Source organism: Flexivirga sp. B27 (genome assembly GCF_052905685.1).
In genome coordinates this window covers 98,111-112,254 of the sequence record NZ_JBPYUM010000003.1, presented here as the reverse complement: position 1 = coordinate 112,254, position 14,144 = coordinate 98,111, and the positions used below count along the sequence as shown (strand labels likewise).

At 68.0% G+C, this 14,144-nt stretch carries 12 protein-coding genes; 6 read left to right on the top strand and 6 right to left on the bottom strand.

Going from position 1 to position 14,144, the window contains the following annotated elements; genetic code table 11:
- Positions 1–101: 101 nt before the first annotated feature.
- Positions 102–515 carry a hypothetical protein gene (locus tag ACSZL9_RS12830; protein ID WP_446665897.1) on the top strand — a complete coding sequence of 138 codons (414 nt, stop codon included), beginning with the start codon at positions 102–104 and terminating at the stop codon, positions 513–515.
- On the opposite strand, the gene ACSZL9_RS12825 is transcribed toward ACSZL9_RS12830, so the two are convergent.
- Positions 516–1,082, bottom strand: coding sequence for a TetR/AcrR family transcriptional regulator (locus ACSZL9_RS12825; RefSeq protein ID WP_446665896.1), 567 nt, complete (start codon positions 1,080–1,082; stop codon positions 516–518).
- A 111-nt stretch (positions 1,083–1,193) separates the two neighbouring features.
- Here ACSZL9_RS12825 and ACSZL9_RS12820 point away from each other — a divergent pair, with 111 nt between their 5' ends.
- Positions 1,194–2,096, top strand: a complete 903-nt coding sequence (locus ACSZL9_RS12820) for an SDR family oxidoreductase (protein WP_446665895.1) — start codon at positions 1,194–1,196, stop codon at positions 2,094–2,096.
- Between the two features lie 115 nt (positions 2,097–2,211).
- Here ACSZL9_RS12820 and ACSZL9_RS12815 read toward each other — a convergent pair whose 3' ends face one another.
- From ACSZL9_RS12815 to ACSZL9_RS12805, 3 genes are read right to left on the bottom strand one after another with little or no spacing between them, the layout of a single operon-like run.
- Entirely contained in the window at positions 2,212–2,895 is a 684-nt protein-coding gene (locus ACSZL9_RS12815; RefSeq protein ID WP_446665894.1) for an NAD(P)H-binding protein, read from the bottom strand.
- A gap of 7 nt (positions 2,896–2,902) precedes the next feature.
- Entirely contained in the window at positions 2,903–3,778 is an 876-nt protein-coding gene (locus ACSZL9_RS12810) for an SDR family NAD(P)-dependent oxidoreductase (RefSeq protein ID WP_446665893.1), read from the bottom strand.
- Between the two features lie 46 nt (positions 3,779–3,824).
- Complete coding sequence (locus tag ACSZL9_RS12805) at positions 3,825–7,076, bottom strand: DEAD/DEAH box helicase (RefSeq protein WP_446665892.1); 3,252 nt, start codon at positions 7,074–7,076, stop codon at positions 3,825–3,827.
- Positions 7,077–7,318: 242 nt separating this feature from the next.
- On the opposite strand from ACSZL9_RS12805, the gene ACSZL9_RS12800 reads away from it, so the two are divergent.
- Positions 7,319–7,798 carry a hypothetical protein gene (locus ACSZL9_RS12800; RefSeq protein ID WP_446665891.1) on the top strand — a complete coding sequence of 160 codons (480 nt, stop codon included), beginning with the start codon at positions 7,319–7,321 and terminating at the stop codon, positions 7,796–7,798.
- Between the two features lie 14 nt (positions 7,799–7,812).
- Here ACSZL9_RS12800 and ACSZL9_RS12795 read toward each other — a convergent pair whose 3' ends face one another.
- Positions 7,813–8,394: a helix-turn-helix domain-containing protein gene (locus tag ACSZL9_RS12795; protein WP_446665890.1), complete on the bottom strand. Its 582-nt coding sequence runs from the start codon at positions 8,392–8,394 to the stop codon at positions 7,813–7,815.
- A gap of 73 nt (positions 8,395–8,467) precedes the next feature.
- On the opposite strand from ACSZL9_RS12795, the gene ACSZL9_RS12790 reads away from it, so the two are divergent.
- The gene (locus ACSZL9_RS12790) at positions 8,468–9,793 is read left to right on the top strand and encodes an MFS transporter (protein ID WP_446665889.1); all 1,326 of its coding nucleotides are present in this window, start codon (positions 8,468–8,470) and stop codon (positions 9,791–9,793) included.
- 63 nt (positions 9,794–9,856) lie between these two features.
- Here the strand turns inward: ACSZL9_RS12790 and ACSZL9_RS12785 are convergent, their stop codons facing one another.
- Positions 9,857–11,896: an NAD(+) synthase gene (locus ACSZL9_RS12785; RefSeq protein WP_446666365.1), complete on the bottom strand. Its 2,040-nt coding sequence runs from the start codon at positions 11,894–11,896 to the stop codon at positions 9,857–9,859.
- 131 nt (positions 11,897–12,027) lie between these two features.
- On the opposite strand from ACSZL9_RS12785, the gene ACSZL9_RS12780 reads away from it, so the two are divergent.
- A complete protein-coding gene (locus ACSZL9_RS12780) occupies positions 12,028–13,290 on the top strand; it encodes an MFS transporter (RefSeq protein ID WP_446665888.1) in 1,263 nt (420 codons plus the stop codon).
- Positions 13,291–13,299: 9 nt separating this feature from the next.
- Positions 13,300–14,121 carry an alpha/beta fold hydrolase gene (locus tag ACSZL9_RS12775; RefSeq protein WP_446665887.1) on the top strand — a complete coding sequence of 274 codons (822 nt, stop codon included), beginning with the start codon at positions 13,300–13,302 and terminating at the stop codon, positions 14,119–14,121.
- Positions 14,122–14,144 lie beyond the last annotated feature (23 nt).

The window sequence follows — 14,144 nt, the reverse complement described above, 5'->3', positions numbered from 1 at the left end:
GTATAGCAGCGCTGCTTCAAAGAATGACCACAGCGATCGGCGCAATCGTGCTGTCCGACAACGGAATCCACCATGCCCCGATCGATGAAGGAAGCAAAGCCATGACGCAGGAGCACCACGAGTTGCCGACCCCGCCGCCAAGCACTCAACCCCCGACGGCACCGGTGCTGCGCCAGCCGCGGTGGTCCGGCAAGAAGACCGCAGTGGTTGCTGCGCTCGCCATCGGGTTGTCCTCCGCGGGAGCGATCTCAGCGTCCGCCACGGTGTCCTCAGGCACCGGAGGAGGCATTGGCGGCGGGATGGGTGGCGGCTTCGGGAACGCCCGCAACTTCAAGGGCGGATTCCCCGGCGGCACCGGGAGCCAGAACGGCACGCCGGGCAATTCCGGTGGCACGACTGGCAACCCGGGAAACACCAGTGCGCCCAACGGCAACGGGCCCGCGGGAAACAGCGGCGGGGCACCGACTGGGAACGCCCCCGCCGGCGAGGATTCCGGCCAGGGTCCCGGCCGCTGATCAGGCGGAGACCAGCGCCGCCATCGCGTCGAGTCGCTCGCGCGCGATCTCGGACAGGCTGCGTTGCTCACCCTCGGCGATCCACTGCTGGAACGACAGGTGGAAGACGGTCACGCCCATCTCGGCTGCGAGGGTGGCTGACGGCTCGCTGATGCCACGCTGCCGGAGCAGCTCACCGAGCCGGATCTTCAGAGCTGCCAGCTTCGCGAGTTCGCGTTCCTGGAGCGATGACTCGGTGCCGATGATCCCTGCGCGGGCGCGGGCGAACGGCCGTCGCTCGTCCGGGAAGAAGCCACCCGCACCTGCCAGGGAACGCCGAATCAACTCGTATGCGGGGGTGTCGCCGGGTGCTGCGTCGATCGGGTCGGTGAACAGCTCCTGGAAGTCGTCCTGGCCGGCGAACAGCACCTCGCGCTTGTCCGCGAAGTGCCGGAAGAATGTGCGCTCCGTGAGCTCGGCCGCCGCAGCGATCTCCGCGACCGTGGTCCGCTCGAAACCCTGGTCGGTGAACAGTTGCATGGCCGCAGCCTGCAGTCGCTCTTGTGCTCCGGGTTGCCATCGCGCCATACGCGAGATCCTACTGATGACAGTCACTGACATCCAGGTGTACTGTAAGTGATGTCAGGCAATGACATCACTCGCCGGTGCGGCGAGCCCCCTCAACGAAAAGGACACACCATGCGCGTATTCGTCACCGGAGCATCCGGCTGGATCGGCTCTGCCACCGTCGACGACCTGCTCGAGGCCGGCCACGAAGTCACCGGCCTCGCGCGGTCGGACGCGTCCGCAGCGCGTCTCGAGGCGAAGGGCGTCACGGTGCTCCGTGGTGACCTGGACGACCTGGACTCCATCCGCAAGGGAGCCGACGCGGCCGAAGGCGTCATACACCTTGCGAACAAACACGATTGGACCAATCCGGCAGCATCGGATGCTGCCGAGCGTGCATCGATCGAGGCGATCGGCGAGGTGCTGGCAGGGAGCGACCGACCGTTCGTCTTCGCATCCGGTGTCGCCGGCCTGGCACAGGGCCGGGCGGCGACCGAGGACGACGCCAACCCGTTCATCGGTCCGCAGTCCCCACGCGGCGGCGGTGAGAACCGCGCCTTCGACTTCGTCGATCAGGGGGTGCGCGCTGTCGCTGCGCGTTTTGCCCCGACGGTGCACGGCGCAGGCGACCACGGGTTCATCGCGCTGATCGTCGCTGCCGCCCGCAAGACGGGCGTCTCCGGGTACGTCGGCGACGGCACCAACAACTGGGCGGCTGTGCATCGCTCGGACGCAGCGCGCGTGGTGCGGCTTGGCCTGGAGAGTGCTCCGGCAGGGACCCGGATGCACGCCACCGCCGAGACCGCGGTGCCGACCCGGTCCATCGCCGAGGCGATTGGCGCCGGGTTGGATCTCCCGGTCGTGTCCGTCGATCCCGCCGACGCGATCGAGCACTTCGGGTTCATCGGCCGGTTCTTCGGCATGGAGATGCCTGCGTCGTCCGACCGGACCCGTGAGCTGCTCGGCTGGACTCCGACCGGCCCGACCCTGCTGGACGACATCAAGGCCGGTGCCTACTTCAAGGTGGTCGAGTAGCAGCCGAGCGGTGCCCTGAGGAGTCGCGAGGGACGAGCGACGTCTCGAAGGGGCACGAGGCTGCGTATCGAGACCCGCGGTTTCGATACGCTCCCCCGCTTCGCTCCTCCGCTACTCAACCCGCTTTATTCGGCCGCTTGATGGCGGCGACGGCGTCGGCGATCGGGGTGTCGCCGTTGTTGAACTGCACGAACTCACCGACGGTGTTGTCCGCGGACAGCAACGCTGCCACCACGGCCGCGACGTCCGCCCGGGTGACCGAGTCGGAGGCCAGGTCCTCGTGGCCCGGTCCCTTGACCTCGATGCGGCCGGTCGGCTCGTCGTCGGTCAGCCGGCTCGGACCGACGATGGTCCAGCGCAGCCCGGTGCCGCGCAGGTATTCGTCGGCGGCCGCCTTCGCCTCGGCATACGCGAAGAACGAATTGTCCTCGGGCACACCGTGATCCGTCGATGCCCCGAAGTAGGAAACCATGACGTAGCGGTCAATCCCCTGCTCCGCGGTTGCGTTCATGCTGCGGATCGCGGCGTCGCGGTCGACGGCATAGGTCCGGGCCGGGTTGCCGCCGCCCGCGCCGGCGGACCACACCACGGCGTCCACTCCGTTGAGCAGGTCGCGCAACGCAGGCACGTCGAGATTCTCGACGTCGGCGACCACGGGGGTGGCCCCGGTGGCTGCGACCTCGGGCGCGTGGTCTTCGTTGCGGAACAGGGATCGCACCTGATGTCCTTGTGCGACAAGCAGTTTCGCGAGTTGCATGGCAATCTTGCCGTGTCCGCCGATGATCGCAACAGAACTCATCCGATCCTCACTTCCTCTTGCTGCCCAGTGCTTGGAGCTTCTCGACGACCTTCGGCGTCGCCGGCTTGCCCTTGCCGACCTGGCGGCCAGCAGCATTCATGGCTCGATCGTAGACCGGTCGCACGTAACGCTTGGTGGCGTACGCGATGTGACCGTCGCGGTCGGTGAGAATGATGTGCGTGCCCTTCTTCATACCCGCGAACGCCACAGCGGCGACCTGATCCGCGGAACGCGGCGCTTTGTTGATCATGTCGACACCGCTCGCCTCCATGTCGACGTCCTTGCCACCGAACGATTCCGCCAGGTTGGTGCGGAAGAAGGACGGGCAGATGACAGACACCCCGATGCCCCACGGCGACAACTCCGAGCGGAGCGTCTCGCTGATCGCGACCACACCCGCCTTCACCGCGTTGTATGACGCCATCGCGGGCGCATGGACCAGCCCGGCGAGCGATGCGGTGTTGACGATCTGCCCGCTGCCCTGCTGCTTCATCATCGGCACGAAGGTGTGGCAACCGCGTGCCACACCCAGCAGGTTGATGTCGGTGATCCGGCGCCATTCGTCCATGTCGGAGACGTCGATGCGACCGCCGGCGGCGATGCCGGCGTTGTTGACCAGCAGATCGAGACCGCCGTAGGAGCCTTCGACCCAGTTGCGCGCGTTGTCCCAGTCCTCGTCCCGTGCTACGTCGAGCTTCACGTAGTCGACGCCGGGCGGCAGCGACCCCTCGGGCGCCGTCTCGTGCACGTCACCGACGAGCACCCGGGCGCCGTCGGCGACCAGCAGCTTCACCAGCGCCTGGCCGAGTCCGGAGCAGCCGCCGGTCACCAGGACACGGGCTGCGGAATAGGACCTGGACGGTTTCGAGGAGAAGAGAGCCATGACCACCACCCTAGACATACTTACCGATGAGTAACCAGGCTTCGGCTCACTCCAGCAGCGCGCGGATGTCGTCGGGGGTGATGGCTCCGCCCGCGCCGCCGTCGCCGTCGACCACTCGCTCGAACAGCTCGCGCTTGCGCTCCTGCAACGCCACGACCTTCTCCTCGATGGTGCCGGCGCTGACCAGGCGATAGACCATCACCGGCTTGTCCTGTCCGATGCGGTGAGCACGATCGATCGCCTGCGCCTCGGTCGCGGGGTTCCACCACGGGTCGAGCACGAAGACGTAGTCGGCCTCGGTCAGCGTCAGCCCGACACCGCCCGCCTTGAGCGAGATGAGGAACGCGGGGTCGTCACCGGCCTTGAACGCGTCGATGACCTGCTGGCGTTTGCGGGTGCGGCCGTCGAGGTATGACGTGGACAGCCCGGCACGGCCGAGCGCGTCCCGAGCCATCTCCAGGTAGGACGTGAACTGACTGAAGACCAACGCCCGATGACCCTCCGCGGCCAGCTCGCCGATCTGCTCGACGAGCCACTCGACTTTGGCGGAATCATCTGTGCCGCCAGCCGTTTCGTCGACCAGGCGAGGATCGAGCGCGAGCTGTCGCAGCCGGGTGAGCGCCGCGAGGATCGCGACGCGATTGCCGTCCGGGTCCTCCAGCAGGCCGAGCACCCGCTGCCGCTCCCGCTGCAGGTGCCGCTCGTAGGTCTGCCGGTGCTTGATGCGCAACTCGACCGGCAACACCTGCACCTGCTTGGGCGGCAGGTCGCTCGCCACCTGCTCCTTCGTGCGCCGCAGCATCAGCGGCCGGATGCGGCGGCGCAGCTGATCGAGCAGCTCCGGTGCGTCGCCGCGCTCGATCGGCTTGCGGTAGCGCTGCTTGAAGAAGTCGGGCCGCGGGTAGAGACCGGGCGCGGCGAGCGCCAGCATCGACCAGAGGTCCATCAGCGAGTTCTCCAGCGGGGTCCCGGTGATCGCGAGCGTGAAGGGAGCCCCGATCCGCTTGGCCGCCTGGAAGGTCTTGGACGTGTGGTTCTTGACCGCCTGCGCCTCGTCGAGAACCAGGCCGTTCCAGGAGGTTTCGGCGAACTGCTCGGCGTCCAGCCGCAGCACGGCGTATGACGTCACCACGACCTGGGCATCACCGATGGCTTCCACGACGGTGCTGCCGCGGCGCCGGCTGGTCTCCGCCAGCGCCGACACCCGCAGGTCGGGGGCGAACCGCTCTGCCTCGCCCACCCAGGTGCCCACGACCGAGCTCGGCGCGACGACGAGCACGGGCACGTCGAGCTCACCCTCCTCCCGGGCGCGGGCGAGCAGGGCGAGGGTCTGCAGCGTCTTGCCCAGGCCCATGTCGTCGGCGAGGACACCACCGAGCGCGCAGTCCCAGAGCGCGGCGAGCCAGGTGAATCCGTCGACCTGGTAAGAGCGCAGCGTTGCGTGCAGCGACTCGGGGATGTCGGGGGCGGTGAAGCGGTCGAGCCCGCGGACCCGCTCCAGCTGCCGGGTCCACCGCTCGCTCTGCTGGTCGACGACGCCGATCTGCTCGAGCTCCTCCCACAGCCCGACGTGAAAACGGTTGATCGCCAGGCCTTCTCGCTCCTTGTCGGAGAGCTCGCGGGCCTCGGCGATGAGTCGCTCCAGCTGCAGCAACTCGGGCCGGTCGAGCGAGAACCACGTGCCGGAAGCGAGCAACATCGCCTCATCGCCGCGTGCGAGTGCTGCGAAGAGCTCGGCGAAGGGCACCTCCTCACCGTCGATCGAGACGGTCACGTGCAGGTCGAGCCAGTCCTGCTCCTGCGCCGACGTCGAGCTGGGGTCGCTGGTGCCGATGGTGATCTGCGGGGCGACGGTGCTCTCCTCGAAGGCCGGCAGCTCGCCGTCGATGACGACCTCGATGTCCTCGGAGTCGGACAACTCGTCCAGCCCCTCGACCAGTCGCACCGCCGGCCACCCGCGCAGCAGGCTCTCCGACATCGGCCACCAGCCGAGACCGCCGATCATCTCCATCAGGCCGAGCTCCCGCAGGGCCGGGTCGACCCGCTCGACCAGTGCATGCTCGGCAACGCGGTCCCTGGTCCGGTCGTAGACGTCCAGCGTCACGGGCTTGGCGTGCTTGCCGGCATACAGCATCCGGGCGATGACCCGGACCGCGTGCGGCTCGGGCGAGCTGACCTCCAGGCGCAGTCGCAACGGCTCCGGCACAGGCAGCCCGTCGCTGGCCACCAGCCGCAACTGACGGGTCAGCCGCGGGTAGTAGAGGTCACGGAACTCCTCGGCGTCCTCGGCCGGCACCTCGAGCGGGCCGTCGAGCAGCAACGCACGGGACGCCGGACTCAGCGTCGTCTCCAGCTGCGCGAGGCTGATGGTGCCGTCGTGGCCGACCACTGCGACACCATGCCCCGGGTCACCCAGCACGACGGTCTCACCGGACAGGTCGGCCAGCCCGACGATGCTCGCGCTGCCGAGCAGCGAGCCGTCGGGTTGCTCACCGAAGTCGGCAGCCACCCGCAGTGGGTCGGGCAACAGCCGGACCTCGTCGGCGCTGCCCCATGCCGGCAGCAGCTCCACACCTGCCGTGGTGCAGTCGCGCAGCGCCGACCAGAGAGCGGCCGCGCAGTCATCGAGATAGAGCTGGGCCGGGGCGAGCGCGAACTGAGGGGCGCGTCCCGTGATCAGGTCGCGGAGCGCGGCGACGGCGTCGGCCTGCGCGAGGTTGAACCGGCGGCGGATGCGATTGAGCGCGATCTCGTCCCAGGACGAGGTCTTGGACCAGTTGCCGGCCTTGGTCACGTGTGCCGGACGGATCGCCAGCCGGGTCACTCGGCGTCGACCGCGCAACTCCCTGGTCGCCTCCAACCGCAGCCCGAGCCGGACACCGTCGTCGGACAGGTCGACGGGCTGCTCCTCCAGCTGCTCCTGGACGAAGCGGCGCCAGGCCGGCAGCTGCTCGACCTCGCCGCCGAGATGGTCGCGCGCGGTGAGCAGCGTCGCGGCGACGTGTTTGCACTCGGTGGCGACCGGGCAGGAGCAGCGCGAGTGCCAGTCGGGCAGGCCGTCGTAGTCCTCGACGCGCGTGATCATCACGGTGTAGGGGCGGGGTCGGTTGCCCTCGACCGTGGCCAGCAACAACCTGCCCTGGTCGCCGGTGTTGATCGACTGCACGCGCTCGGAGTCGACATACAGCTCCGCGCGGGCGAGGGTGAGCTCGCCCAGCCGCGCCGCCAGCTGCTCGGGACCGACGCGCCGCACCCACTCGGCGCCGTGCAGCTGCACCGACGACTCGTCCCACGTCATCAATGCACCTCCCGGTGTTCAATTGGCGCCCGTCGGCCGCACGGCTGCGCGTCGATCACATCCCGACGGTAGCCGCCACTGCTGACACCTGCGACACCCGCCGAGCCGCCTGTGTATGCAGCGAGCGCACGCCCGGGGATGTGGACGACCGTCGCCTGCAGATGGCCAGTGGCCACGGTGCAGGACGCGACGATTCCCGGGGAGCCCTTCACTCGATCAGCGTTGACCCTGATACTCGTCACATGCGTAAGGCACAGAACATCGTCGGGCTCGTGCTGGCGATCGCTGTCCTGTGCGGTGTCCTCGGCCTGTGGTTGTGGGGCAAACCGCGCACCACGGTGCCGGTGCCGACCTCGGCCGACGCGCCCGCGAAGGTCGTGCGGACCTTCGCGCAGGCGCTCAACGACCGCGACTACTCCGCCGCCAAGTCGATCGTCGTCGGCGACCAGGTCGGCGTCGACGCCAAGTGGTGGGACCTGCACGGCCCCCGCGTGGAGGACCTACGGATCCTGCACTCGGACTCCGCCGTCGAGGGCGCACGCTGCCACCGCCCGACCGCGTCCGCCTGGAAGAAGTGCGTCGAGGTCCACACCGTGGCGACCCTCAAGCACGTCAAGGGCGCCACCGACGACAGCGAGCCCGACCACGAGCGGTGGACCTACTACCTGGTTCGCAACGACGGCTCCGAGCGCTGGCGGATCCTGGACTGGGCCAAGGGCTGAGGGTCGGCCCGAGCTCAGTCCTCCACGACCGGACGATCGGTCCACCCGAAGCGGATGTCCCGGAAGTCCACCAGCCCGTCACGATCCTCGTCATGGGCGCGACTGACGGACAGCCACCGGTCGTACAACTCGCCGAGTTCACTTCGGAACCGGACGAATTCAGCGTCGGTGAGGTGGAAGCGCACATCGTGGTTGACGCTGGTCACGTCCTCGTCACCGACGGCGACCCGCAGCCAGTCGTCAACTGCCGCGTGGGTGTGAGCGCCGATCGTCTGCACCAAGCGACGTGCCGACTCCTGGTCCTCGCCGTCCGGGGTGCCCGTGACACGGAAGCCGGCGCGGTTCGTCGTGCGCCACCACTTCTCGCGTCGGTCCGAGCCGTGCTCGTCGTCCTGCTCGACAAAGCCGTAACGCTCCAGCTGACGCAGGTGGAAGCTCACCGAATTCGCGGGCTCACCGACCGCCTCCGCCAGGTCGGCGGCTCGTGCGGCGGGCCGGTCCTGGAGCTCGTGCACGAGCCGCATCCGCAGCGGATGCGCCAGCGCCCGCCACCGCTGCGGGTCCGAGACATCGGTCGGTGTGTGCTTTCGAGCCATACCCGCCATACTAACAAGCAATTTGCGCAAGTTTCTTGCGCAAATTATTTGTGAGACTCTACGCTGGCCGACCATGCAGCCCGACAGCTCCCGAGTCGCCAGTCCGAGCGACGCCGACACCACTCCAGCGCGGCTCTGGTCGCTGCAGGCCTGGCGACTTGCCTTCCCTGCCTCGCTCGTCTCACGACTCGGCGACTTCGTCTTCGACATCACAGTGGTGCTCTGGATCAGCACCGAGATCGCCCCGGACCGGTCCTGGACCCCGATCGCCGTCAGCGGAGTGCTGATCGCGGCGGCGCTGCCGGTCCTCTTCGTCGGTCCCCTCGCGGGCGCATACACCGACCGTTTCGACAGGCGACGGGTGTTGCTGTGGAGCAACGCCGTCCAGGCGGTGACGATCGGCAGCCTGCTGCTGATCCCGTTGTGCGGCAACACGATCGGTGTCGGCGGGCAGTTGGTCTGGATCTACCTCGGGGTGATGGTCACGAACGCGGCTGGCCAGTTCTTCATGACCTCTCGCAGCGTGATGATCGCCGCGACCATCCCGGAGAACCTGCGCAACAGCGCGTTCGCCCAGCAGGGCGCGGCCAACCAGACGCTGGCGATCATCGGGCCACCGCTCGCGGCACCGTTGATGTTCACCGCGGGTGTCGGCTGGGCGCTGGCCATCGATGCGGTCTCGTTCCTCGTGTGCACCTGGCTGCTCGCCCGGGTGCGATGGGATTCCGCGCCGGATCCCGGGACTGCTCAACTCGGCCTGTCCGAGTCGATACGCGAGGGTGCCCGCGTCGTGCTCGGCACACCGGTCCTGCTCGCGATCGGCTCGGCGATCGTCATCGCGATGATCGGCGCCGCGGCCCTCAACGTGCTGGAAGTCTTCTTCGTCACCGACGCCCTCGATCAGCCGGCGTCGATGCTCGGCGTGCTGTCGATGTTCTACGCGGTCGGCATGGTCCTGGGGTCGCTGGTCGCACCTCGTCTCGCGCGACGATGGGCACCCGGACCGCTGATCGCCATCGGACTCATCGTGTCCGGCGTCGAGTTGCTCGCCTATTCACGGTGCACCGCGCTCGCACCCGCGCTGCTGCTCTACGGACTGATCGGCGCTCCGATCGGGCTGGTCAACGTGTTGATCGGTCCGTTGTGGATGAAGACCGTCGCGCCCGCGATGCTCGGGCGGACCCTCGCCTGGCTCAACGCCGTGAGCACTGCCGCCAATCTGGTGTCGATGGCAGCGGCCGGCTGGCTGGTCAGCACCGTGTTGCACGGGTTGGACCTGAGTCTCGCGGGCATGCGTTTCCGTCCCGTCGACTCCGTATTCTCAGCTGCCGGAATGCTTTTCGTGGTTGGCGGGCTGGTGACCTTCCCAATCCTGAACCGTGAGCGCTCGCCGCACTGAGCGCCCCTCGGGTATGCCGAACGTGCGCCATACCGCACTTTCGACATACCCGAAGGACGAGTGTCAGCTCTTCGGGACGCCGGCCTCGAGATCGCGCAGCCAGGCAGCGGCATTGCCGTCACTCGGCGCACGCCAGTCACCACGCGGCGACAGCGCTCCGCCGGCGACGACCTTCGGGCCGTTGGGCAGCGCCGAGCGCTTGAACTGATTGGCGGCGAAGCGCTTCAGGAAGAGCTCCAACCATGACCGGATCTCGCCCAGTTCGTATGCCGTGCGCCGACCTTCCGGGAAGCCCTGCGGCCAGTCACCTGCCGACGCGTCGTGCCACGCGTGCCACGACATGAACGCGATGCGGGTCGGCCGGAAGCCGAAGCGCAACAGGTGGAAGAGGTTGAAGTCCTGCAGCGCATAGGGGCCGATCGCGTCTTCGGTCGACTGCGGCTTCTCGTCGTCGCCCGCGGGCACCAGCTCCGGGCTGATCTCGGCCTCCAGGATCGTCTGCAGGGTGTGCGCCGCCGCCTCGTCGAAGTGCCCTGCACCGATGATCCACCGGATCAGGTGCTGGATCAGCGTTTTCGGGATGCCGGCGTTGACGTTGTAGTGCGACATCTGGTCGCCGACGCCATACGTGCACCAGCCGAGCGCCAGCTCGGACAGGTCGCCGGTGCCGAGGACGATGCCGCCCTCCTTGTTCGCGATCCGAAAGAGATAGTCGTAGCGCAGGCCGGCCTGGACGTTCTCGAACGTCACGTCGTAGACCGGCTCACCGTCGCCGGCCGGGTGTCCCATGTCACGCAGCATCTGCGTCGCGGCAGGGCGAATATCCAACTCCTGGAAGGAAACTCCCATCGCCTGCGCCAGGTCGGTCGCCGCCGACTTGCTCGCGCTGCCGGTCGCGAAACCGGGCATCGTGTAGGCGAGGATGTCGGTCCGCGGCCGGCCCAGCTCGTCCATCGCGCGCGCCGCGATGAGCAGTGCGTGGGTGGAGTCCAGACCTCCCGAGACACCGATGACGATCTTCGGGTCGCCGATCGCGCGCAGCCGCTGCTTGAGCGCGGTGACCTGGATCGTGTAGGCCTCGTAACAGTCCTGCGCGAGGGTGTCCGGGTCGTCGGGCACGAAGGGGAAGCGCTGCAGCTTGCGACGCAGGCCGATGTCCTCGCGCGGCGGGTCCAGCTCGAAGTCGATTGCCCGGAATCGACTGGCATCTCTATGTGTTCGTGCGTTGTCGGCCAAGGAACCATCACGCAGCCGCTCCTGGCGGAGCCGATCCAGATCGACGTCAACGACCGTGCGGGTGGCTTCTTGCGGGAAGCGTTTGCCCCGGCCGAGCAGCGTCCCGCACTCGTGGATCATCGTCATGCCGTCCCAAGACAGGTCGGTGGTCGACTCGCCATACCCCGACGCCGCATAGATGTATGCCGCAAGGCATCTCGAGCTCTGCGCCGCCGCAAGCGCCTGCCGGTCGGCTGCCCGGCCGACGGTGATTGGACTGCCCGAGATGTTGACCAGCACGTTCGCACCCGCGAGCGAGGCGAGCGACGACGGCGGGATCGGCACCCACATGTCCTCGCAGACCTCGACATGCAGTGCCAGCGACGGCAGGTCGGATGCGGTGAAGATCAGGTCGGGACCGAAGGGCACCACCTCTCCCCCGACGGTGATCGACTCACCGCGCTGGTCGTCGCCGAGCGCGAAGTAGCGCTTGTCGTAGAACTCCCGGTAGTTGGGCAGGTAGCTCTTCGGCGCGACACCCAGCACGCGGCCGCGGTGGATCACGACGGCGCAGTTGAACAGGCGCAGCCCCTTGCGCAACGGCGCGCCGACCACGGCCACCGGGAGCAGGTCCCTGGTCGCCGCCGCGATGTCACCGATCGCCCGCTCCACGTCGGCGAGCACGGCGTCCTGCAGCACCAGGTCGTCGATCGCGTAGCCGGTCAGGCTCATCTCGGGAAACGCAGCAACCGCAACCGCGTCCGCGTCGCACGCCCGCACCTGCTCGATGATCGTGGCGGCGTTGGTGGCCGGATCGGCGATCGCGGTCGGGACCGTGCACGCGGCGACACGGGCGAAGCCCTGGTCGTATGCCGAGTAGAAGTTCATCCCTGCAGTCTGCCCCACCCCACAAAGTATGACCCGGGACCTCGAGACGGCCCTCGCGGTCGCTCGGGCCTCCTCGGCCACCTCATGGGACGAGTCGTCGCACCATCAGCCAGCGCTGACATGCTGGAGCAATGCGCTTTCCCGGCTGGCTCCGCGTCGCTTTCGCGATGTTCGTCGTCGGCTGGGGCGCCAACCAGTTCACGCCACTGCTGCTGGTCTATCGCGACACCGATCACTACTCGCAGACCTTGGTGACGTCGATGTTCGCGGCATACGTCCTGGGACTTGTGCCGGCACTGCTGATCGCCGCCGAACTCGGTGGCCGCTTCGGACACCACCGGGTGATGCGCCCGGTCATGGTGCTGACCGCCGTCTCGTCGCTGCTGCTTGCACTGGGCGAGTCGTCGCCGGCGCCGCTCTTCATCGGTCGTGTCCTGTATGGCGTGTGCACCGGCGCGGCGATGGCACCGGGCACCACGTGGGTGAAGGAGCTGTCCACCGACGCCCCGGTCGGCACGGGTGCCCGGCGAGCTGCGATCGCGCTGTCCGCGGGGTTCGGCGGCGGCGCGTTCCTGGTCGGCTTCATGGCGCAGTGGCTGCCTGCTCCGAAGGTGTTGCCGTATGTCGTGCACATCGTGCTGACCGTCGTGGCTGCTGCTCTGGTGTGGAACACGCGGGAGGTGGTGGTTTCGACAAGCTCAACCACCTTGGACCGCTCAACCAACTCAAGGTGGCCTACAACCAACACACGGTGGCCGAGCTTGTCGAGGTCACCACGAGTGGTTTCGACAGGCTCAACCAACGTAGGCGGAAACTACGCACTCAGCGGGCACTTCTGGACCCGCATCGCACCGATGGCGCCGTGGGTCTTCGCATGCCCGGCGATCAGCATGGTGATCCTGCCGACGCTGGTCCGGGAGCAGATCTCCGGTGCGGCGCTGGCCTTCACCGGCCTGATCTGCGGACTCACCCTGGGCACCGGCGTCCTGGTGCAGCAGCCGGCTCGCCGCATGGACGCGCAGCACCCCGGGTCGGTCACCGTGCTCGGCATGATCGGTGCGCTCGCCGGTGTGCTGCTGACCGCCGTGACCGTGACGCATGGGTCGGTCGCGCTGGTGATCGTCACGTCGATCGTGCTCGGAGCCGGCTACGGGATGAACATCGTCGGCGGCCTCACCCGGATCGAGCAGTCCTCTCCTGCAACGGATCTGGCCCTGACCAACGCCGTCTTCTACTCACTGACCTATGTCGGGTTCTGTGTGCCGACGATCGTGTCGCTCTTCGTCGGCCACTGGCCGGAGCAGGACGTCATCCTGGCGTTCGCCGGCCTGGCGGCGATCAGCCTGGTGGTCGGCGTCTTCGCTCAACGCGCGGCCCGGATCGCCACCGCCTAGGCTGCGGACATGCGCGAGGAGCAGCTGACCGGCCCGGAGGGCCTGTTCGTCATACCCGAGAAGCCTTGTGGGACAGGCGTGCTCACGATCGGCGGCTCGAGCGGTCGCATCGACGACGACCGCGCCCGGCTACTCGCCGCCCACGGTGCGCTCGCGATGTCGATCCGGTGGTTCGGCGGCCCGGGACAACCGGACGGTCCGCGGCTGGTCCCGCTGGAGACCTTCACCGGCGCGCTCGACCGACTTGCCGCCGACTGCGATCGACTGGTGATCTCGGGGATGTCGTTCGGCGCCGAGGCCGCTCTGCTCACCGCGTCGTATGACGAAAGGGTTGACGGCTGCATCGGATTCGCGCCCAGCTCCCAGGCGTGGGGTTATATCGACCCGGACGGCAACAAGGTTTCGCACTGGACCCGTGAGGGGCAACCTGTTGCCTTCGTGCCCTTTGATCTCGGCTGGGAGCCGGACACCGATCAGCCGGCCTACGTGGGCATGTATGAACAAAGTCTGCGTACAGCGGACGCGGAAACCGTTGCGAATGCGACCATCCCGGTCGAACGCATCAATGAGCTGCTGCTAGTTGCCGGCGGTGACGACCAGGTCTGGCCGTCGACCGACTTCGCCGAGCGGATCGTCGCGCGCCGCCGTGAGCACGACCTGGACACGGCATATGTTTCGCTCGCGGACGCCGGGCACCGCACCCTCCTACCCGGCGAAAACCCCGTGACGGCAGGACAATCCATGCGCCGTGGCGGCACTGACGAGACCAACCGTGAGCTGGGCCGCCTCGCCTGGCCGCAGGTCCGGCAAATCCTCCGTGCCTCTGATTGACCGGCATACCGACGCATTGAGCG